Origin of the sequence: Pseudomonas sp. LjRoot277, from assembly GCF_964253845.1 — a bacterium.
Lineage (GTDB): Bacteria > Pseudomonadota > Gammaproteobacteria > Pseudomonadales > Pseudomonadaceae > Aquipseudomonas.
In genome coordinates this window covers 3,155,546-3,177,824 of sequence record NZ_CAXURI020000001.1, presented here as the reverse complement: position 1 = coordinate 3,177,824, position 22,279 = coordinate 3,155,546, and the positions used below count along the sequence as shown (strand labels likewise).

At 57.5% G+C, this 22,279-nt stretch carries 18 protein-coding genes and 1 pseudogene; 2 read left to right on the top strand and 17 right to left on the bottom strand.

From position 1 onward, the window contains the following. Nucleotides 1–137 precede the first annotated feature (137 nt). Complete coding sequence (locus ACSQ87_RS15055) at nt 138–1,475, top strand: MFS transporter (protein ID WP_436273780.1); 1,338 nt, start codon at nt 138–140, stop codon at nt 1,473–1,475. 193 nt (nt 1,476–1,668) lie between these two features. Continuing rightward, nucleotides 1,669–2,409: an SDR family NAD(P)-dependent oxidoreductase gene (locus ACSQ87_RS15050; protein ID WP_223531567.1), complete on the top strand. Its 741-nt coding sequence runs from the start codon at nt 1,669–1,671 to the stop codon at nt 2,407–2,409. A 67-nt stretch (nt 2,410–2,476) separates the two neighbouring features. Here the strand turns inward: ACSQ87_RS15050 and ACSQ87_RS15045 are convergent, their stop codons facing one another. From ACSQ87_RS15045 to ACSQ87_RS14965, 17 genes and pseudogenes are all read right to left on the bottom strand, one after another. Continuing rightward, on the bottom strand, nt 2,477–2,680 hold the full coding sequence (locus tag ACSQ87_RS15045; RefSeq protein ID WP_436273779.1) for an AsnC family protein: 204 nt from the start codon (nt 2,678–2,680) through the stop codon (nt 2,477–2,479). Nucleotides 2,681–2,692: 12 nt separating this feature from the next. Then, nucleotides 2,693–2,936, bottom strand: a pseudogene (locus tag ACSQ87_RS15040) (histidine/lysine/arginine/ornithine ABC transporter ATP-binding protein); the annotation flags it as partial. 425 nt (nt 2,937–3,361) lie between these two features. Next, nucleotides 3,362–4,318, bottom strand: coding sequence for a cyclase family protein (locus ACSQ87_RS15035; RefSeq protein WP_223502628.1), 957 nt, complete (start codon nt 4,316–4,318; stop codon nt 3,362–3,364). Nucleotides 4,319–4,491: 173 nt separating this feature from the next. After that, the gene (locus ACSQ87_RS15030; RefSeq protein ID WP_436275094.1) at nt 4,492–5,736 is read right to left on the bottom strand and encodes an OprD family porin; all 1,245 of its coding nucleotides are present in this window, start codon (nt 5,734–5,736) and stop codon (nt 4,492–4,494) included. A 182-nt stretch (nt 5,737–5,918) separates the two neighbouring features. Next, nucleotides 5,919–7,073: an iron-containing alcohol dehydrogenase gene (locus tag ACSQ87_RS15025; RefSeq protein ID WP_436273778.1), complete on the bottom strand. Its 1,155-nt coding sequence runs from the start codon at nt 7,071–7,073 to the stop codon at nt 5,919–5,921. A 17-nt stretch (nt 7,074–7,090) separates the two neighbouring features. Further along, nucleotides 7,091–8,245, bottom strand: a complete 1,155-nt coding sequence (locus ACSQ87_RS15020; RefSeq protein ID WP_436273777.1) for an iron-containing alcohol dehydrogenase — start codon at nt 8,243–8,245, stop codon at nt 7,091–7,093. A gap of 9 nt (nt 8,246–8,254) precedes the next feature. Next, the gene (locus ACSQ87_RS15015) at nt 8,255–8,902 is read right to left on the bottom strand and encodes an ATP-binding cassette domain-containing protein (RefSeq protein ID WP_436273776.1); all 648 of its coding nucleotides are present in this window, start codon (nt 8,900–8,902) and stop codon (nt 8,255–8,257) included. Next, nucleotides 8,899–9,681, bottom strand: a complete 783-nt coding sequence (locus ACSQ87_RS15010) for an ABC transporter ATP-binding protein (RefSeq protein ID WP_429541908.1) — start codon at nt 9,679–9,681, stop codon at nt 8,899–8,901. The genes ACSQ87_RS15015 and ACSQ87_RS15010 overlap by 4 nt, the downstream gene beginning before the upstream one ends. Beyond that, the gene (locus tag ACSQ87_RS15005) at nt 9,678–10,622 is read right to left on the bottom strand and encodes a branched-chain amino acid ABC transporter permease (protein WP_056723368.1); all 945 of its coding nucleotides are present in this window, start codon (nt 10,620–10,622) and stop codon (nt 9,678–9,680) included. Before ACSQ87_RS15005 ends, ACSQ87_RS15010 begins: the two co-directional genes overlap by 4 nt. Beyond that, on the bottom strand, nt 10,622–11,518 hold the full coding sequence (locus ACSQ87_RS15000; protein ID WP_436273775.1) for a branched-chain amino acid ABC transporter permease: 897 nt from the start codon (nt 11,516–11,518) through the stop codon (nt 10,622–10,624). The genes ACSQ87_RS15005 and ACSQ87_RS15000 overlap by 1 nt, the downstream gene beginning before the upstream one ends. A 75-nt stretch (nt 11,519–11,593) precedes the next feature. Next, nucleotides 11,594–12,913, bottom strand: coding sequence for an ABC transporter substrate-binding protein (locus ACSQ87_RS14995; RefSeq protein WP_436273774.1), 1,320 nt, complete (start codon nt 12,911–12,913; stop codon nt 11,594–11,596). Nucleotides 12,914–12,943: 30 nt separating this feature from the next. After that, nucleotides 12,944–14,275, bottom strand: coding sequence for an ABC transporter substrate-binding protein (locus tag ACSQ87_RS14990; protein ID WP_436273773.1), 1,332 nt, complete (start codon nt 14,273–14,275; stop codon nt 12,944–12,946). Between the two features lie 286 nt (nt 14,276–14,561). Further along, nucleotides 14,562–15,911 carry a sigma-54-dependent transcriptional regulator gene (locus ACSQ87_RS14985; RefSeq protein ID WP_407800220.1) on the bottom strand — a complete coding sequence of 450 codons (1,350 nt, stop codon included), beginning with the start codon at nt 15,909–15,911 and terminating at the stop codon, nt 14,562–14,564. Nucleotides 15,912–15,918: 7 nt separating this feature from the next. Beyond that, the gene (locus ACSQ87_RS14980; protein WP_436273772.1) at nt 15,919–17,634 is read right to left on the bottom strand and encodes a sensor histidine kinase; all 1,716 of its coding nucleotides are present in this window, start codon (nt 17,632–17,634) and stop codon (nt 15,919–15,921) included. Between the two features lie 361 nt (nt 17,635–17,995). Beyond that, entirely contained in the window at nt 17,996–19,438 is a 1,443-nt protein-coding gene (locus tag ACSQ87_RS14975; protein WP_436273771.1) for a hypothetical protein, read from the bottom strand. 76 nt (nt 19,439–19,514) lie between these two features. Then, complete coding sequence (locus ACSQ87_RS14970) at nt 19,515–20,663, bottom strand: iron-containing alcohol dehydrogenase (RefSeq protein WP_436273770.1); 1,149 nt, start codon at nt 20,661–20,663, stop codon at nt 19,515–19,517. 182 nt (nt 20,664–20,845) lie between these two features. Further along, nucleotides 20,846–22,219 carry a sigma-54 interaction domain-containing protein gene (locus ACSQ87_RS14965; protein ID WP_436273769.1) on the bottom strand — a complete coding sequence of 458 codons (1,374 nt, stop codon included), beginning with the start codon at nt 22,217–22,219 and terminating at the stop codon, nt 20,846–20,848. Between the last annotated feature and the right edge of the window lie 60 nt (nt 22,220–22,279).

Below are 22,279 nucleotides of genomic sequence, written 5' to 3'. Positions count from 1 at the left end.
ACTTTCTCCCTGGCTGTGCCACTATAAGCTCAACGGGTGACCGAAACAAATCAAAAACATCGATACCCTCTGTCACCCGCCTACATCTGGCTGTGTCATATCAACCGGAACTAATAACAATTAAATTGGAGCAGAGGATGACAACCAACCTTGACGTGCAGAGTTCGTCCCGATCGCCGCATACTGCCGCTCTTCCACCGTCTAAATCACCTGTGGATGCGCGCCGCGCTTCGCTCGCCGGCACTGTGGGAGCTATTGTCGACTGGTACGACTTCTTCCTCTATGGGACCGCTGCCGCTACTGTGTTCGCCCCCTTGTTCTTCCCTTCTGATGAGCCCACGACTGGCCTTCTAGTTTCGCTCAGCACCTTTGCCGTTGGTTTCCTTTTTCGTCCACTGGGGGGGGCCGTATTCGGGCACTTCGGTGACAAGATGGGGCGGCGGACAATGCTCATGCTCACGGTGCTGATCATGGGGCTGGCCAGCGCGCTAATCGGCGCACTACCGACTTACGAGACGGCGGGTATATGGGCGCCGATCATGCTGGTGGCACTGCGTGCAATTCAAGGCTTCGCTGTGGGAGGAGAATGGGGAGGAGCAGCCTTGATGGCCGTTGAAAGCGCGCCCAAGGAACGCCGAAATTTTCTATCTGCCGGTGTACAGACTGGATCCTTCATCGGTCTGTTAATTGGTACCGCCGTCTTTTTCCTTTGTAAGAAGCTGACGACACCCGAGCAATTCCTGGAGTGGGGCTGGCGGATACCTTTCCTGCTCAGTATTTCTCTTGCATTGTTCGCACTCTGGATACGTCGCTCCGTTCCAGAGTCTGAAAAATTCCAAGAAGTTAAAGAGCATCAGACTGAAGTAGCTGCCCCACTAAGCATCGTGCTCAAAACGAGACCCCTGCAAGTTCTTGCGGTCATCGGTATGCGATTACTCGATCAAAGCACCTATTATCTGGCCTTCACTTTTTCCTTGGCCTACGTCACTAATTACACGACAGCTTCACCTGACAGCGTGATGGTGGCATCAATGATCTCGATGACGCTCGCGATGATTACCCTACCAACGTTTGCGAAACTAGCGGACCACTTTGGAATTCGATGGTTCTACATAATAGCCTCCATAGTCGGCGCGATTACGGCTATCCCATTTTTTCACGCCTTACAAACTGGTTCGATACCGCTAATAGCACTTGGATTTTTTTTCTTAATCAATATTTGCCATAATATGGCAACAGCGGTCCAGCCTGTATGGTTTTCGGGCTTATTTGATACAAAAGTTCGCTATAGCGGAGCGGGCTTTGGATATGCCCTCGCCGGTGCAACCGGTGGATTTATGCCATTGATAGCAACATTGTTAATCAATCATGCGAATGGTTCGTATCTTCCTGTTGCGCTGTTACTCGGTGGTCTTTGCCTAGCCGGCGGGTTGACCAGCCTCTGGTCATACCGCTGGGTCAACTTGCACGACTGAGACCTTTACGGATGATTCAAGGCGCAGACGCTCGGCAGTTGAAATTACATTATCAGCCACCTTGTCTACCGCAACGTTGCGCAGCGTCTACGACGACGAAATACCGGCGTAGCCACCATTGAAGCAAGACGGTGGCTATACCGTCCTTAAAATACGATCAATACACCCGACGCGGATATCGAGGGAGAAGAAAATGAGTACGACAGATGTAGTCCAGACAGCACTGATTACAGGCGGCGCTCGAGGGCTTGGCCTAGGTATCGCACGGCGGTTAGCCGCAGACGGCAAGAAGATCATCCTTTGGGATATCAACTTCAACGATTTTGATGTTGCTCAAGCAGGTTTTACTCCGATTTTAAATCAATGCGTCGACGTTTCAGATCCAAATGCAGTTCAAACAGCATTTGGTGAAGCACTTGCAGTCACTGGAAAAATCGAAATTTTAGTGAACAATGCGGGGATCAACGGAGTTATTAGCCCGACTTGGGAATACCCTATTGACGAATGGCAGAGAGTGCTAAACATCAATCTCACAGGAATTTTTAACACCTGCCGCGCAGCGATTCCGCAAATGCGGGCGAATGGATATGGTCGCATTGTCAACGTCGCCTCTATCGCCGGCAAAGAAGGCAATCCTGGTAGTAGTGCGTACGCAGCAGCAAAAGGGGGGGTCATTGCCTACACGAAGTCCATCGCAAAGGAGTTAGCCGACTCAGGAGTTTTGGCGAACTGTATCGCTCCGACAATGGCCGAAACCGACCTCCTAAAACAAGTTACACCTGAGTTTATCGCAACCATCAAGGCCAAGATTCCGATGGGCCGCTTTGTAAAGATCGAAGAAGTCGCCGCGATGGTTGCGTGGATTGCAAGTTCCGAGTGTAGTTTTACGACTGGCTTTACATTCGACCTCTCGGGTGGACGTGCAACTTATTGACTCAGCGAGTGCCCTTCACTCAGTTCTGTACTTTTGCACATAGCACCTTCGCATTTGCTGACTGATGCTATTCAGTCAGTAATGCCGTTTTTCGCTCCCCCCTAGTCTTATCCAACTTACGTACACGCTGCTGGCAAGGTCTCTGACTCAAATGAACAAGTGAGGCAAGTTTTTGTAAGTGACGCACGTTGTGACGCAGCTCATCAATAATTGCCTCGTCGATACGCCCCAACGGTTCGAAAGCCCTGAGGGTATGTCTTCCGTTACTCATATAGAAGGTTTTTCACTTCAATCCATTGGACAGAAATTGCTGCAGACGCTCGCTTCGGGGGTTGTCCAGAATTTCTGCCTCCCCCCCTGCTCCGCGACCAGCCCCTGATGAAGAAACAGCAGTTGGTTCGAGACCTTGCGGGCAAAACCCATTTCATGGGTCACCATGATCATGGTCCGACCTTCTTCTGCAAGCCCTTGGATGACTTTCTGCACTTCTCCCACACCTCAGGGTCCAGCGCCGATGTAGGCGAATCTGGGTGTCGGAATTACCCTCATCCCCCGCATATTCTGCGACACACTTGACGCTAACAGCTTCACGATCGCAGGAATCCGATCACCATCGCTGACCTGGAAAGTATCACTCGCATGGTGAGGGCAAGGCGAACTTTCTTTCGCGGCTAAGGCGTGGCTGGAGTTAGGCCGCAACATACTTGCATCGCCAGGTAAATTGCTCGAGGGTTCGAGCAATCACTCGGCCTAGCTGGTCGCAGCAAACGTTGTTAGATGAAAGTCGCGTGGCCTGGCTCGACTCTTGCCAAACTCACAAAGGAGCCATAGAGATCGCCCAGCCACGGATGGACTCTTCTATCACCGAGCCAGCGAATGTACTAGGTTGAGACAGAAGTCGGCGGCTTTCACATATGCTGAGGCAGGAGTAAACCTGCCCCAGCATAAACGACTACTTGATCACTACCGGATTGACCGGTGATCCGGCAGCGCGATGTACTTTCAGCGGGGCTGCCACATAAAGGAAAGTATACTGCCTGTCTTTCGCGCAACTTTCAGCTAGCTTTTCCAGGTCGCAGATCTCCGTAAAGGCGATACCAAGATTACGCATCAAAGCGCAGTGTAGTGGCAGAGCCACACCTGATACTGGGTCTGTCGTGACTTCATTGGCGATGGTATCGGTGACAAGGTTTGGAATTTCCTTGTCATGGAACCATCGAACAAGCTCCTCCGAATATGTAAGGCCTGGCTCGCAGAATCCGTCGTAAAACGCCTCGCCCTGCTCATAGAAAGCTTGAAGGAAGTTAGTCCTGATAATCAGGATATCGTGGGGCTCGATCGTATGGCCCTGAGCCTCTGCGCACGCCATAAGATCCATGTGAGTGAATGTCTCACCTTTATCCAGCATGCGCTTGCCACGATGCCGTGCCATATCCAGTAATACGCCGCGCCCGACCACTCCTCGCTCGCCGATAGGTGCGACACTGGCCTTGTCGAGGCCACCCACAGTTGTTCGCGCGTCGTAGCCGTTCCATATTTTCCCGCCGTACCAGAGGTGGCCAAGCGCATCATATTGCGTGGAGCCTTGCAGGAACGCGTCGATCTTGTCATCAGCGTAGTGCAACCCGCCGGGATAACATGGGCCATGATCATTATCCCAGCTTGACTCATCGAGAACCATAGTACGTTCCGCCGGGGTGCGGCCTGGCCAAACCGGATCGCCTGCGGGATCACCGATCATACGCTGTAAAGTAAATACGCTTCCCGTCTTAATATGCGCAACCCCGCGCATGACTTCTTGCGCGGTCAAGTAATTCAGAGAGCCAACTTCGTCTTCCGCTCCCCACTTGCCCCAGTTAGAAGGAGCGTCCTTCAAAAAATCATCCATCTTAGGAACTGCAGTAGTCATGATGTTTTCCTTTTCAGTCACGGTGGTTATTGAAGCGCACGACTAATGCGCCTTGCGTCCTTACCGCTCAGGACATACAAAACATTGAAATGAAAGTGCTCACTTAATGACAAACGAGCGGCGGCTACAAACGTCTGTAGCCGCTGGCGTAGCGTGCGATCTGTTTAGCGGTATTAAAGCGCCGAGAAGGGGTAGTTGATAATCAGACGGTTCTCGTCGAACTCCAGGCTGCTGTAATCGCGACGCAGGGTGCTGTTGCGCCATTTCAGCGACAGGTTTTTCAGGCTGCCACTCTGGATCACATAGGCCAACTCACTCTCCCGGCCCCACTCCTTGCCGTCACTCACAGTCGCGGTGTGTACGTCTTCACCGCTGATGTAGCGGTTCATCAGGGTCAACCCGGGAATGCCCACACCAACGAAGTTGAAGTCGTGACGCAACTGCCAGGACCGCTCCTTGGCATTGTCGTAACTGGAGTTGTAGCTGTCGTTGGCCAGGGTGCCGCCGCTGGTGCCATTGACCCGCATCCAGGCGTTGTCGCCGCTGACTTTCTGCAAGCCCAGGTAAAAGGTGCTGCTGCCATACTTGGCCGAGAACATGGCGGAGGCGGTTTTGTTGTCCAGCTCCCCTGCCCGCTCGCTGCCGCTTTCCTTGCCGATGAAGTAGCCAAGATTGGCGCCCAATACCCAGCTACCCACTGTTTGGCTGTGCACCAGGTTGATGAACTGCTGGTTGTAGATGTCCTTGAGTTCGGCATTCCACAGGCCAATCATGGTTTGCTTGCTGTTGAAGCTGTACTCGCCCCCGGCAAAGTTGAAACGATCGGAGGTAACCCCGCCCCTCCCGGTCATCGACATATCGTCCATGCTCGCGTCGTTGCGTGGACTGTTGCCGCGGAACTGCCCGCCGTACAGGGTCAAACCGTCGATATCCTGGGAAGTCACCTGGCCACCGCGGAAGGTTTGTGGCAGGGAGCGGCCGTCATCGGAACGCAGGATCGGCAGTACCGGCATCCATTCGCCGACCTTCAGTTCAGTTTTTGACAGCCGAGCCTTCAACGCCACGCCCAATCGCCCAAAATCATCGGCAGGACGGCCATCGTCATGCACCGGTAACAATTGGGTGTTGGTGGTGCCACGACCACCATCGAGCTTGAGCGCATACAGCCCCAGCACGTCGACACCGAAACCCACCGTCCCCTGGGTAAAGCCGGACTTGGCGTCGAGGATAAAGCTCTGGGTCCACTCCTCGGCCTTGCTCTGCGGATAAGCCGGATTGGTGAAGTTGCGGTTGATGTAGAAGTTGCGCGCCGTCAGGCTCGCCTTGGCGTCCTCGAAGAAACCCTCGGCCAGGGCAGGAAAGGCAGACACGGCCAGCGCCAGTCCGAGAGCATGGGTGCTAACGACAGGTGTAAGCATGCGGATAGTTTTACTGCTGCAGTTCATTATTTTTATTCTCATGGTTAAAAAGCGCACAAAACCCTCCCCTCTGCGTTGACAGACGAGGTGAAAAAAGGGAGGGCAAGCTGATACGGCCCCTCAAATTTGGGTGCGTACCCCTTCAGCACACCGCCTGTTAGCAGGCGATGCGCGTCAGTCGGTTAGAAGATGCTGCGGTAGAGGGTTTCTACGTCCTGCACGGTCATGTCCCTGGGATTGCTGTCGATCAGGCGACGCAGGTTCATCACCACCGAGTTGGCCATTTCGGTGAGGGCGGGTTCGTCCACCCCCAGTTTCGACAGCCGGGTTTCCAGCCCGCTGTCGGCCACCAGCGCTTCAATTGCCTGGACAAAGGCTTCGGCTGCCTCGGCTTCGTGCTCGAAATGGCGGCCCGGCAACAGGTATGTCGCGAGCTCCGCATATTGGCTTTGCGCCGCGCTCAAGTTGAAACGCAGTACCGGCGCCATCACCAGGGCATTGGCGTGGCCGTGGGGAATGTGAAAGCGTGCCCCTAGCGGATAGGCCAACCCATGAATCGCCGCCACCGAGGCGTTGACGAAGGCCATGCCCGCCATCAGCGAGCCTTGCAGCATCGCCGTACGCGCCGCCACGTCCTGACCGTTGGCCAATACTTTGCGCAGGTTGGCGCCCAGCAATCCCAGGGCAGCGGAGGCCAAGCCATCGGCAATCGGGTTCTTGCGTGTGCGACTGGTGTAGGCCTCGATTGCATGCACCATGGCGTCCAAACCGGTGGCGGCGGTGACCCTGGGCGGCAGTCCGAGTGTCAGTTTCGGATCGAGCACCGCCACGTCCGGCATCAGCTGCAACGAATACACCGCTTGCTTGCGCTGTTGCTCGTCAGTGATGACGGAGACCCAGGTCACTTCAGAGCCGGTGCCTGCCGTGGTCGGCACCAACACCAGCGGCACCCGCTCCCCCAGGGCTTTGTCGGTTCCATACAAATCCTCCAAGGGCTGTTCGCTGTTGATCAGCAACGCCACCAGTTTGGCAGCGTCCAAGGAACTGCCGCCGCCGAGCCCCAGCACGCCATCGGCCTTGAATTGTCGGGCCTGCTCGGCGACCTCTTTGACCACGACGGACGAAGGGTCGGGAACCACTTGGTCGAACAGTGTGACTGCGCAGCCAGCCACCTCAAGCGAGGCCTGGGCCTTGACTGCAAAACCCAGGCTGACAATGCCAGGATCGCACACCAGCATCACCCGTTGCGCACCGAGATCCCTGAGCACCTTGCCCACGCTGTGCAACGCGCCCTCTTCGCAGACTATGCGCGGCACGCTTCTGAATTCATAACTCATCGGTCAGTCCTTTTTGTTTACAGCACCGAGGCATAGATGGCGCGGGCATCTTGGCGGGTTACCGGGCGCGGATTATTGATAAGCAGGCGTTCGACCTTCATCGCGTCATCGGTCAGGCGATCCAGGTCGTCGGCAGTCACGCCCACGTCCCGTAGCCGCTGGGCAAACGGCATGCGTTCCACCAACCGGGTCATGAACTCAATAAAGGCATCGCAGGCCAACGCCTCGCTGGCAAAGCGCTGCCCTGGCAGCACCGTCGCCGCCAGTTGCGCGTAAAGCGCCTCGGCTGCAGGACGATTGAAGTTCAGCACCGGCACTAGCACCAAGGCGTTGCTCAAGCCGTGGGGCACATGGAAGTGGCCGCCCAACGGGTACGCCAGGGCATGCACCGCCGCCACCGGCGAGTTGGCAAAGGCCATGCCCGCAAGCATCGAGCCGAGAAGCATGTCGGAACGGGCCGGTAAATCCCCAGGCGTCGCCAAGACCCGATCCAGATTGCCCGCCAGCAGACGCAACGCCTGCATTGCCAGGCCATCGGACAGTACATTCTTCTTGTGCACGCTGGTGTAGGCCTCGATGGCATGGACCATGGCATCGATACCGGTCATGGCGCTGACGGCTGCAGGCAAGCCGACGGTCAGGCGGGCATCCAGCAGCGCGATATCCGGATACAGCAATGGGCTGACAACGCCCTTTTTCTCATGGCTGGGAGTGGTGACAATTGCTACCGCCGTCACTTCCGAGCCTGTCCCTGCCGTGGTCGGCACCTGGATCAATGGCAAACGCGGGCCTTGGGCCAGGTTGATACCGTAGATCGACTCCAGCGCCTGCTCGCGGCCACAGAGCAAGGCTACCAACTTCGCGGTGTCCAGGGAGCTACCGCCGCCCAGCCCGATCACTGCTTGGGCGCGGCAGTTGCGGGCGGCATCCACCGCGTGCTGCACCGATTCCGACGGCGGATCGGCCTGCACATCGCTGTACAGTGTCGCGTCGACCCCGGCTTCGTGCAGGGCTCGCAAGGGTGCATCGAGCAAACCGGCGCGCAACAACCCCGGATCGCTGACCAACAATACCCGCTCGGCCTTTAGCTCGCGGCATAAGGTGCCCAGGCGCAATGCGCCATCGATCTCACAGATCACACGTGGCGTGGTTTCAAAGTTAAACGTCGACATACATCTGCCCTACCCTGCTGTCACGCTGCCGCGCTCGATGCGAAACAACGCATCGACCAGGTCGGCAGAATGTGTGTCATCGGATTCAGAGATCAACACGCACAGGCCTTCCTGGCCCAGCTTGGCAATCACCTCGCTTAAACGCCGGGACAGGACCGGCGCTACGCCCTCGAAAGGTTCGTCCAGAATCAACAGTTGGTTGCCCGGCATCAGCGCCCGGGCCATGGCCACCAGCTTCTGCTGGCCACCGGACAACTGCATCGCCTTGCGGTCACGGAACTGGGCGATCTCTGGAATCAGGCTGTAGACCCAGTCCAAACGCTGTGTGCTGTCGGCCAGTTTGTTGGCCCACACTGGCAGCATGATGTTCTCTTCGACGGTCAGCGACGGAATCAGGCGCCGGTCTTCGGGCAAGTAGCTGATACCCGCTGCGGCGCGGGTAAAAGCCGGCTGCACGCGCAGATCCTGTCCGCCAAAAAACATCTCGCCGCGGTCCGTGGGCAACAAACCCATGATGGCGCGGATCAAGGTGGTCTTACCGGCGCCGTTGTGGCCGATCAGACCGACCATTTGCCCGGGGCCGATGGACAGCGACACGTCATTGAGGATCGGTATACCTTCAATCGATACATTGAGATTGCGAATTTCCAGGCTCATTTCACGGCACTCCTTTGCGCCTTGTCGTGGGCTTTGGCGCCGCCAGTGACAAACTCCTGCACCTGTGCATTGGCCAAGACGTCTTTCGGGGCGCCGTCGGCCAGGACTTCACCGCTGTAGAACGCGAGAATGCGTGACACATAGCGGCGTACCACGTCCATGTCATGCTCGACGAACAGCACGGTTACTTGATGCTCGGCAACGACGCGCATCACGGTGTCCATCAGCGCGGTTTTCTCTTCGGCGCTAACGCCGCTGGTGGGTTCGTCGAGCAGCAACATCTGCGGATCACCAATCAACGCCATGGCAATATCGATGAGTTTGCGCACCCCTTGCGGCACCGCGGTGACCAGAGTGTCACGCCATTGCGGTATGCCGAACTCGGCAAGAATGGCATCGGCACGGGCAATCCGTGAGGCGCTGCGCATGGGCACCAGCAGCGCTGGAAACGGGCTTTCGGCCGCTGCCACCGCAATCAGCAGGTTGTCTAGCACGCTCAATTGCGCAAACAGTTGGGCGACCTGGAACGAGCGGGCCATGCCCGAGCGGGTAATCGCTCGAGGCGTGCGACCAATGATCGACTGGTTATTGAACAGGATCTCGCCCCGACTCGGCTTCAAGTAACCTGTGACCATATTGATGAAAGTGGTCTTGCCGGCGCCATTGGAGCCGATCACACCGACCACTTCCCCTTTGTTGATCCGCACATTGACGTCCTTGGCTGCAGTGACGGCGCCGAACTCCTTGCACAGACCTTGGGTTTCGAGAATGCAGGTCATGCTTTAGCCCTCCTAGCGTTACCGGTAAACAGGCTCCACAAGCCCTTGGGCAGGAAAACGATGATCGCCAGTAAGGTGAAGCCCAGAATCATCTGCCAGCTATGGGGCACCAGTTCGATGGCGTAAGTGCGCACCACGGCAAACACGATGGCGGCGATAAAGGGTGCCGCCACGTGCGCGGTGCCGCCGAGTAAGGCGATGAACACGAACTCACCGGAGGTGATCCAGTAGGCCATTTCCGGATCGATATGCCCGGCGGACAAGGCCATGAAACCACCGCCCAATGCCGAAACGGCTGCGGCGGCGACGTAGTTCATGTACAGCACCCAGCGTGGGGACTGCCCGAGGTATTCGACACGCACTTCGTTTTCACGAATTGCTTCACACATCATCCCGGCATTGCTGCGGCTATAGCGATGCAGCAACACAGCCAGCACCGTCGAACTGGCAACAATGATCATGAACAAAACCAGCGGTCCTTGCCCTGCGGCTGGCGACCAGCCAAACAAGGTCCAGGCCTTGACGTTGAAGCCGTCAGTACTGCCCAGGGCCGAGCTTTTCACCAGCACGCCATAGAGGATCATCGAGAACGCCAACGACAGCATTGCGAAGAAAATCTCCCGATAGCGGGTCATCAGCAGGCCTAGAATCATCGCCAATAAAACCGCGACGCCAACGCCGATCACTAGCAACACGACTAGGTCGGTGATATTTAGGAAATGCCCACTCATGCCCACGGCATAGCCGCCAACGCAGAAGAACAAGCCCTGGCCAAAGGTCACCAGACCGGCGCGCATCTGCATCACCACGCCTTGCACTACCATGGCCTTGGCCAACGCCATGGTCAGCAAAAACACCAGCCATTGCGGAGCAATCCAGCCACCGGCGGCCAGCAGCGCTGCAACCGCCAGCAGAATCAGTTCTGTTTTATCCATGCGCATCAGATTTTCCTCGCTAACACGCGGCCGAACAGGCCTTGCGGACGTACCGCCAGAACCAGCGCCATGACGCCGTAAATCACAAAGAGTTCGAATTCCGGCGCATAGTGCACCGCCGCCGCACGGCTCAGCCCTACTAGCAAGGCGCCTACCGCCGCGCCTTCGATACTGCCCATGCCACCGATCACCACCACGGCGAAGGCCAGGACGATGATTTCCACGCCGATGCCCGGCGCTACGGAAATCGCCGGAGCGGTCAAGGCACCGGCCAAGGTGCCGAGCATGGTGCCCAACACAAAGACCAGGGTGAACATACGCTTGACGTTGACACCCATGGCCATAGCCACTTCACGGTCGTGGATCACAGCCCGCAGGACCTTGCCCTGGTTGGTGCGTTCCAGCCACAGGTACAAGCCCAGTCCAAGCACCAGCGACACGCCTACCAGCATCAGGTCGTAATTGGAAACCTTCAGCCCGGCCAAGGCGCTACGGCCCATTTCGGCATAGGGTTGATAGGCAAAATAGGGGTTCACGCCCCAGATCATTTTCATGGTGTCTTCCAACACCAGCAGCAGCGCGTAGGTGATGATCACCATCAGCACTTCGTCTCGGCCGTACATAAACTTGAGCAGCCCGCGCTCGATGATCAGGCCAACGATCAGCCCGGCCATCAGGGCACAGCCAAGCATCAGTAGGTAACCGGCCCAGACCGGGCCGATACCGTTATTGAAATACCAGCCCACCAGCGAAGCTGCGGTGTAGGCGCCAATGGCATAAAAACTGCCATGGGCCATGTTCAGGATCCGCATGACCCCGTAGATCACCGTCAACCCTGCCGCGACCAAAAACAGCCACGAGGCATAGATGGTGCCGTCAATCAGCACCGCGAAAAGACTCATCATAGAGGTCCTACCTTGGCATAAAGGTGGCGACGCCGAACGGGCCGCCACTTCGGAACAATCAAGCGAGGTTGATCAGTTGCACTGGGCACCAGGGAAGCCAGCCTTGATCCATTCCAGGGCGGCAGTGCCGTCTGGTGGAGTCACGCATTCACCGGAGAAGGCGATGACGTTTTGCACGCTGCCTTTCTTGCTCGCCTTGTCGAATTGGTACTCGCCATAGGAAATGCCCTGCATCGCCTGATGCCCCCCGGCGCGAGCCATTTGCACAGTGCCGGACACCGACTCAAAGGTCGCGCCCTTGAACGCCTTGGCGATCTCCTGCGGCGCGGGGATCTTGCCCTGTTCAACCTTGGCGTTTTCCGCTGCGTGCTTGAGGCCGAGAATGGCTTGGGCCATTTTGCTCGCCGGGTAAGTTGGCGCGGTGTTGTACGCGGTTTGGTACTTGTCCTTGAACCAGCGATTGAGTTCGTTATCTGGCGCGAACGCACCAAACGGGCCACGGCCACCTATGACCATGCCGTTGGGAGCCTGGTCCTTGTAGCGGTCCAGGGCGGACTCGCCGCAGGTCAAAACCGCGGTGGCGTCTTCCAACAATCCACGGGCATTGGCTTGCAACACAAGCGCTTCCATGTCGCCGCCCCAGAAGCTGGAGTGGATGATGTCCGGGCGTTTGACCGACAGAGCGGAAATCTCGGCGCCGTATTGACCCTGGAAGACCTTGGGCATCTGCGACTCGACCACCTTGGCCTTGGGCATCAACTGCTCCATGGAGTGGGTGAAGTCTTTCCAGCTGTCTTGTCCAAAGGCGTAGTTCTGCTGGATGCCGGCAACTTTCTGCGCGTCGGGGCGGGTCTTGCTCAGGTAACGGGCGGCGCCGATATTGTCCACGGCCGCATCAAGGCCGGTGCGGAACACAAACTGCGGTGTCTTGTCTTCATTGAACAGCTGAGAAGTGCCGCAATCGTAAAACACGGTCATGGCCCCCAGCTCTTCGGCCACAGGCGCAATGGCCAGGCAGTCGCCGGAGGAAATGTAGCCCACCACTGCATCGACCTTCTGGCGCTGCACCAGGTTACGGAACTCTTCGACCTGTTTAGCCGCGCCGCCCGCTTCGTCGATGATCACCACCTCGATTTCGGCACCGTTGATACCAATGGTGTTGTAAGGCGCCGGGAGCTTGCCTTGGTTTAGCCCTTCCACCAGCACTTTGGCGGCGTTCGCGGACGGCTCACCGAACGGCCCGGCTGCTGGGCCCGATAGGAAAGTCACCACGCCGATACGAAACTTACCGTTCTCGGCAGCCATGGCCGAGGAGCCCATGGACAGGGCAACGCCAGCGGTAATAGCGAGGGTCAAACGGTGCTTCAGTATGTTTTTCTTATAATTGTTCATCTGTGCTTCCACTTTCGATTGATGAATTGACTAGGGACTCTCGGGACGACTCTTTTTCGAGTTAGGGCTTTCAGCGTTCATTCGACGCTTGATGGTTGCGCTGTTCTGCTGCAGTTCCTGGGCGGAATACACCACCCAATTACCCAGCATCACCTTGGCGGGCGGGTAATCGTTGTTGAGCACCGGAGTGCCAATTGCCTGGGTCTGCTGGATTTGATGGGTTAGCGGATCGATCCTTGAGACGAACCCGGGCGGATCTTCTGGCAAGGCAATTTCCAAGCCTTCCAAGACATGTATCAACTCCTGGGAGTCGACACTGCCCAGCGCTTTTTCATAGGCTTTGGCTAACACCATGACACCGGTGTAGGCACCTTCGGCGGCGTAGGTCGGGTAGCGACCGTTGATGGCCTGGAAGCGCTCGACAAAGGAACGATTGCGCGGCGTATCCGGCCAGTTGTTATGGTGCCGTGCCGAGAGGATCAGCCCCGGAAGCGCCTGGTCGCCCAGGGACACCAAGAAATCGTAGTTACCACCGGTGTCGAAGTTGGCGAGGCGCGAGGTGGAGAACAACCGGGTGCTTGCTGCCTGCTTGACGAAGGCCTGGAAGTCACCGCCCCACAGGGCCGAGACAATGATGTCGGGTTTAGCTTGTTCCAGAGCAGCGATATAGGCGGAGTAGTCAGGCTCATACAGGCGTGGCCAGAGTTCGGTGACGTCCTCGAACTTGACACCCAGTTGGGCAAAGGCCTCGTGCAAGTCATCGCGGGACACGTGGCCGTATTCGTAATCCGGGCCTATGAACGCCAGGCGTTTCCATCCGGTTTGTTGTTGCAGGGCTTGCAGGTAGCGGGCACCGGCGGCCATCGAGGTCCAAGTGTCATTGGTGACGCGGAAATAGTACGGGTGGCCGTTTTCCAGGGTCATGCGCGAGGACGCATGGTCGGTGCCGATCATCAGTACTTTCTCGCGCTTGGCCAACTGACTGACCGCCAGCCCCACGCCGGACGAGACCATACCGCACAGCACTTGCACACCGTCCTGATGGATGAAGTTTTTCGCCAGGCCTACGCCATAGGAAGCCTTGGACTGATCGTCATCGATGATCACGCGCAGACGTGGCACTTGCTGGCCAGCCTCGCGCTGCGCCTGCAACTCACCTAGGGCAATCTGGATCCCGGCGATGCTGTCCTGGCCGTAGATCGCTGCGCGCTCGGTCATCGGGTAAAGGCAGCCCATCGTCAGGTCCGCCTGAGAGGCGGCAGCGCCCAACTCCACGCGGCCGACCTGAGCTGAAGCAACAACGCTCAGCAAAAGACTGCACACTGTGAGCGAGCAATAAAACCATGGACGTGGCAGTGACATAAGTATCCTTTAGGGCGTTGGCAACGCCTCTTGTTAGTTCGCCAGAGGGATAGAGCAAAGGGTGTGCCAGAAAGGCTGAAAAGCTTGTAGGAGTTGCCTAGGCAAGTGGCTGCGATCGGACGCATAGCGGCCGCCAGCTTGGAAATGCAGTCTGCCAGGCATACCTGGGCGCCCGGGGTGAGCGCACTTGAAATTGATCGCAGCCACGTGCCTCGGCAGCGGCTACTGAGATTTGCGACGATTGCCTTGAGCGCTTAGCGCTCAACCTGCGCGCATTGTTGAGCGGTTACCGCTCGGTCGAGCGATCCAGTCCCAGGCGATGCAGACGGCGCTTGAGAGCGTGCCGGGAAATCCCCAACAGGCTTGCTGCCAGGCCCTTATGGCCCGATGCGCGGCTCAGAGCATCGGTGACCAGATCACGCTCGGCGAGCTCGAGCTGCTCGCCCAGTACCAGTGGCTCGATCTGCAGGCCTTGCAACGCTGAAGGCAACATCGCCACGCTAATCGCCTGCCCTGGTGACAGTATGGTCAAGCGCTCTACCAGGTTTTTAAGCTCGCGTACATTCCCCGGCCAGCGGTGACGGGCCAATGCCTGGGCACTGTCCGGCAGGAAGCGGATCGGTTCGACCCCTTCCTCCACAGCCTGGCGCCGGGCGAAATGCTCGGCCAGCAACAGCACGTCTTCACCGCGCTCGCGCAGTGAAGGAATATCCAGTGTGATCACGTTCAGGCGATAGAACAGGTCCTCACGAAACCGTCCCGATTGCACGTCATCGGCCAGATCCCGATTGGTCGCCGCCACCACCCGCACATCCGCGCTACTCGCGGCATTGGCGCCCACGGCTCGGTAGCTGCCGTTCTCAAGAAAATGCAGGAGCTTGGCTTGAAGTGCCAGCGGCAATTCGCCGATCTCATCGAGAAACAGCGTGCCGCCATTTGCCTGACTGACCAGCCCGGCACGCTTTTGGTGAGCGCCGGTATACGCGCCTTTTTCCGAACCAAACAACTCTGCCTCGATCAACTGCTCCGGCAATGCCGCACAGTTGACCTCGATAAACGGTTGCCCGCCCCGCCCGCTATGGTTGTGCAGGGCTTGGGCGACCAAAGTCTTCCCTGTGCCGGATTCTCCAAGCAACAAAATCCGCGTCGCGGAACTACGGGCAATGCGCCCCACCGCTGCGTGCAAGGTGCTCATCGCCGGGCTATGGCCGAGCAGGCCAGCGGCCAGTTCATCACTCACCGCCACTGCGGGTTCTTCGCATCTGGCCAATGACAAGGTGCTGGTGATGGTCGCCAGCAGGTCGTCGAGTTCAAAAGGTTTTGTAAGGTAGTCAGTGGCGCCGCTTTTCACTGCCTGTACGGCGGCGCGGGTATCACCGTGAGCGGAAATCATGATCACCGGCAGTCGTGCGTGAAGCTGGCGTATACCGTCCAACGTGGCTAGGCCATCGATGCCCGGTAAACCGAGGTCGAGCAGCACGATATCGATGCCGGTGGTCTCCTCCGCCAACAGCTCCAGTGCTGCCTCACCACTGCCGGCCGTGCTGATGCGCATTCCTTCACCGCGCAGGGCATAGCTGAGGGAGCGCACCAGCGCCTCTTCGTCATCTACTATCAAAACGTGAATGTCAGACATCGGTGGTTTACTTCGCCTCGTTCCCTGGGGGCGCGGGAAAGTCCAGGATCACCTGAGTCCCTACGCCAAGCGTACTGATAATGTCCATGCGCGCACCGTTGGCATCCAGCAGTTGCTGACTGATGCTCAGCCCCAGCCCGGTACCCCGCGCCTTGGAGGTAAAAAACGGTTGGCAGATGCGCTGCAAGTCCGCCTCGGAGATACCGCATCCCTGGTCAATGACCATGACTCGCACCTGCCCGCCCCATACTTGGGCGCACAGGCGCACGGGGTTCTGGTTGTCGCAGGCCTGGAAGGCATTCAAACAAAGGTTGACCAGGATCTGCCGGATCTGGTCCGGGTCGACGTAAAGCTGCAAGCCTGGTTCTGTTTCGCACAGCAATTGCGGGTCGTCCGGCCCTGCCAGCCGGACGATCTGCTCGAACAACGACGCGACGGCAACCACCTCGGGTTGAGCCGGGTGAGGCCTCCCATATTCCAACAGATCGCTGGTGACATGGGATAAGCGGTCGATTTCCTTGGCCAGGTCGGTCAGCAAGTGGCGTCGCTCGGGTTCTTCTTCTCGGCGCAGCAAGGCTTGCACTGTAGTTTTCATGGTTGTTAGGGGATTGCGCACCTCATGGGCCACGCCCGTGGCAAAGGCCCCCAGTACCGCGAGATTTTCTGTCCGCACAGTGTTTTCCAACATGTCCGCCAAGCGCGCGGCCATTACATTGAACGCCCGCGCTACATGGTTGATTTCGTCGTCACGGGGCTGTTCAGCCAGGCGATAACTGAGGTCGCCCATGGACAACTGATGAGCGCCCTGTAACAAGGTGCTGACCCGCGAGCGCAACTGTCGCGACAGAGTAAAAAACACTATGAGGATAAACACGATAAAACCAGCAGCTATCCAGTACAACCACCAGCGTGCATCGTTCAACGGCTTAAGGATGGCCCCAGGCTGCACTCTGAACACCAGTTGCCAACCGGGAATTATCTGGGGGCCGTCACGCCACTGATTCGGCGCCTCGACCGCGCGCCCGGTGGGGTCGATAAAGGCACCGCCTGGCACCCGCAGCAACGGCGCAACCACCCCGCTCATCCCGGCACTGACGAGCAACTCGGTGAGTGATGCAAGGCGCAGGTGCAAGGCGATGCGCACACGGTGATCGGTGCGACCATTGCGGATGGTCTTGCGGATCAAGAAGCCACCCGAGCGCCCGGGTTCAGCCAGCAATGGCCCGATCACTTCGATATCACCTACCCACTGGATCGGCAGTCCCGCGATAGACCAATGTGTGTTGGTCCAATAGGGCTCACCAGAGGCGGCTTGCCCCGGCAGCACGTTGACCAAATGATCCTGTTCATCGAAAAACAGCACGCCATACAGGAACGGAAAATCCGCTTCGATCTTGAGCAAAGACTCCACGTCACTGCCGGGCGCGGACTGATCGGCAATAAACCCCGGCATGTTCGGGTGATTAGACAATGCCGAGACCTGGTAAAAGCGATCATCGAGAAATGAAGACAAGCGGTTCGCCGTGGACAAGGCCTGGGCGTCCAGACGTTCACCAGTCAAGCGATTGAGCAAATCTTTGGCCAATTGCTCATAGAGCACTGCCAGCATAATGAGGGCGATGCTCATCACAAAGACGGACAGTAAGGTATAGCGTGCCACCAGGCTGCCGTGCGGCCGGGCGAGCCACTTGCGCAGCAAGCAGAAGTAAGCAGTACGGTTCATGGCTTTTTTTGATTGTTTTTATAAAGTCGCTGCCAGCATAGAGACGACAGCTTGTATCTGTCTATTCGTCTCGGTGGAAGTACGACTGCGAATTGTCGGAGATACCCTCCTCCCCGCATATTCTGCGACACACTTGACGCTAACAGCTTCACGATCGAAGAAACCCGACCACCATCGCTAACCTGGAAGGTATCGCTCGCATGGCGAAGGCAAGGCGAACTTTCTTTCGTGGGGCGTGGCTGGAGTTAGCCCGTGGTTCCTCCCACAAATAGATGAGTGTTGATCACAGATGACGTGATCAATACAAAACCTGTGGGAGGAAGCTCACCGCAATAGTGTCAGATTGAGCGACTCAGGCCTGTCAGTCAGCCATAGCCTCTTCTGCTACCTTCTTAGTAGTCTTGGGCGACTCAGCACCTTTGGCCGGCTTGGTATCCGCCGCCTTCAGATCCTTGACAAATGTCCCATCCACCTCGCCTTTGAAGAAGTTTTTGCCGTAGATCAGCAAACACAACACAACGCCAATCCCGAATGCCCAGCTCGCACCCTTGATCGCCAGTACCGCGCCGATCACGCCCGCGATACCCAAGTCGCGCTGGCTACGAGCTTCAAGGATGCCCAGACGCACACTCACATAACCCTGGATCAGCAACGTCAGCGACAGGGCAACACCGAGAATCGGCTGTACCAGAGTCACTACCGGCAACAACAGCAGACCGGTGTTGGTCCCCCAACGGAACGACCCGACACCGCCGATGATCGATTTCATCGCCTTCGGCCCACCTTTAAAACGCTCGATCACCACCACCAGCATCGCCGCCCATTTTGGGCCGCACATGGCGACATCCGGGCCAAAGATACTCATGAACGCATTACGCGCGCCGAAGATCAGGTGAGAGCGATCGGCGTTGTAGTCGACGACTTCATCAGTGCGGACAGTTTCTGCCTCATCGAGGAGCGATTTCGCACTAAGCACATCGCCGAAGACAATGATGTACACCGCCAGCATGGTCGGCAGCGCGGAGATGAACATAGACAGTGGCGGCATGCCCAGACCGAACACGGTGTAGTTGCTCCACAGCCCGGCGAAATCCGGTTTGCTGATGCCCCACTGAATGGTTGGCCAAGGCGCCTCACCGAACAGCGGCGCAATCACCACCGCCAACAGAATGATCGGCAAGATCCCCAGTTTGGCGAAGTTCCACCAGAAGCGGTTACGCTGCTTCAGTTCGTTGAAGTGCTGGGAGAAGATCAGATAGAAGGCGATGCCGACCGCAATGGAAATCGTCCAGGGCAGCACATTGAATTTACCGCCAACCTGGAACACCGCGATCACCGCACTCAAGCCGGCACCGACAATAATCCCGGATTTGATCGCCGAGGGCACATACTCCACAACCTTCTTCGCCATCCCGGTCGCCCCTAGGGCAATTGAAAAAATCCCCAACATCAACTGGAAGGCAATCAAGGCGTGGACACGCTCCGGGCCCACTGGAAATTGAGCACAGTAAGCCATCAACAGTGGTACCGCCGGGGTGATCCAGCCAGGTACGGTCGGATCACCGAGCAAATGGTGCACGAGGTAAAGCAAGCCGTTGAGCATCACGACGGCCAGCGCGACCTCAAATGGCATGCCGAGCAGTTCGGTCATCAGCGGAATGGCGGCCAGATCCACGGCACACATCAGCAAGCCTTGGAGGTAGTCCGGAAGCTCGATTTTGTAGTGAATAAACGGCAACCGAACCTTGAAAGGACCCAGCGGGATGTACGGGCTTTCGCTCCGCTGCGCAGTAGTGTTGGACATTGAGTGCACCTGTTTTATTGGTCTTGTAATGGCAGACGCCCGAACCGGCAGACTGGGGCGTCGCGTTTTTTCGGGATCAGTAGGCTGCGCGGTAGATTTTCTCAATATCGGTAGCGGTCAACTTTCGCGGGTTGTTTCGCATCAAGCGGTCGATCTTACTGGCCTCTTCGGCCATCGCCGGGATGGCATCCTCAGGCACGTTGAAACTGCGCATACCGGTTGGGATATCCACAGCGGCGCATAGATCCGCCATGGCTTTGACAGCCTGATCCGCCGCATCCTTGTCGTTCAGGTCGGCGACACGCACGCCCATGGCTTCGGCGATGTCACGGAAGCGCTCGACGCAGGCCATCTTGTTCCACTCCATCACGTACGGCAGCAGCAAGGCATTGCTGACACCATGGGCGATGTTGAACCGGCCGCCCAACGGGTACGCCAGCGCATGCACTGCGCCTACCCCTGCGTTACCGAAGGCCATGCCGGCCATCAGGCTGGCGGTGGCCATGTCTTCCCGGGCTTGGAGGTTGGACGGATTGGCATAAGTCTTGGGCAGCGCCTTGGCGATCAGCTTGATCGCGCCCAGCGCGATGGCATCAGTGATGGGCGAAGCATTCACCGAAAGATAGGACTCGACCGCATGCACCAGCGCGTCGACACCGCTGGCCGCCGTCACACTGCGTGGACAAGTCAGGGTCATGATCGGGCTGACCAGTGCTACGTCAGGCAGCAGGTAGTCGCTGACAATGCCTTTCTTCAGCTTCGCTTGCTTGTCAGAAAAGATGGCCACGTTGGTCACTTCCGAACCGGTGCCAGCGGTAGTCGGAATGGCAATCAGCACGGGGCCTTTGCGTTTCACCAGATCGACACCGAACAGTTCGGCCAGCGGACCTTCATGTCCGGCAAACGCCGCGACGCCCTTGGCGATGTCGATTGCACTGCCGCCACCCACAGCAATCAACCCGTCGTGGCTGCCCTTGCGATAGGTGCGGGTACAGTCCTCAACGATGGCAATTTCAGGCTCCGGTTTGACCTGATCGAAAATGCCGTAACGGCGCCCACCCAGCTGCGCCAGCGCCAGATCAACAGTGCCGGATTCCAATAGAATGGCGTCGGTGACAATCAGCGGGTTTTTGACATTGAGGCGAGTCAGTTCAGCCGAAAGCTGCTCGATAGCGCCTTGTCCAGTGATCAATTTGTTGGCGATTTTGAAAGCAGAGATGTTCATTGTGCTCGTCCAGTGGATGTTGTTTTATTGGAAGACGTGCCAAATGCGTTAGCGAAAGACGTGCCAATACCCGCAAAGCCCCGTGGCGTGGGCCTTTGCGCGATTCACACGAAAATAAGAGGGGTTTTACCGGTCAGTCCCGATTAGTTTTCTGATCGATTTATTCGGGGCTGATTAAAATCCTAATCAGAATGTTCCCAGCGTTTCATTTTCTGCACCACGGTCGCCTGACTCACGCCTAACGCCTTGGCCGCCAGGCGCGTGGTCTTGTGCACACGCAGCGCGGCACGAATCGCACTGCGCTCGGCGTTTTCCAATACCTTGCGCAGCGGTAAGCGGCTGTCATCGGTATTCAGCGGGTTGAGGTTGAGGATCTCCTCAGGCATGTCCAGCGCCTCGATGGTTCCGGTCTGGTTGGTCACCACCAGGCGCTCGACGATGTTGATCAACTCGCGGATGTTGCCGGGCCAGGCGTACTCGCACATCAGATCGAGGGCTTCGAGGCTCCATTGCACCTGACGCTCGTAGCGAGTGTTGAAACTGTCGAGGTAGTAATGCAGCAGCGGCGGAATTTCCTCACTGCGCTCGCGCAGTGCTGGAATGTTGATCGGCACCACGTTGAGCCGGTAATACAGATCAGCCCGAAAACGACCTTCTGCCACCAGACGCTTGAGGTCATGGTGGGTGGCGCTAATGATGCGCACATCGACCTCCTTCAACTCCAGGCCACCGACAGGAATAAAGCGATTTTCTTCGATCACCTTGAGTAACTTGACCTGCACCGGCAGTGGCAAATCACCAATTTCATCGAGAAACAATGTTCCGTGATGCGCCAGCTCCAGCAGGCCGCGCTTGCCTTTGGGGCCTGCGCCTGTGAACGCTCCAGGCGCATAGCCAAACAACTCGGCTTCAATCAGATTCTCGGGCAGTGCACCGCAGTTGAGCGCGAGAAATGGTTCACTGGCACGTGGACTGGCGTTGTGGATGAATTGCGCTACAAGGGTCTTTCCGACGCCGGTTTCTCCCTGAAGCAGAACCTTCACCGAGCTACTGGCAACCTGCCGGGCCAGCGAGAAGACGCGGCCTGAAACCTCCTGATCGGCCATAAGCGGAGAACGCAGGAGGTTGTCTCGTTGACCAGCATGAAGTTTGGCGGTGCTGTTGCGCAGTTGTTTAAGCTGTTGCAACTCATCGCGCTCGTGTTTCATGCGCAGCAGTTCAGTCATGTCGCGTACGGTACTGACAACATATGAAATCCGGTTTTCAGCGTCGAGAATCGGCGTGGCGCTGACTAACAATTTCTTACCCTGACTCAGGCTCTGCATCACGGACACCGGCCGACCTTCATGCAATACACGCAATGTGGCCGATTGCGAGAGGACGCCCTCCTTCACCAGCTCCTGCATGGATCGGCCGATGAGATCAGCACCACTGAGCCCGGTCTGGCGCTCATAGGCTTGATTGACCTTCAGCGTCTTGCCGTCGCCATCAGTGATGTAGACGCCGTCATGCAAAGCGTTGAGCAGTTCTTCGAAACTGGCGTCGTTGACGTTCACCGGGGAGATTCCTTCGAGGGTGCGGAGCAGTTAAGTGTAAACGTTGTGCTGAGGGATTAA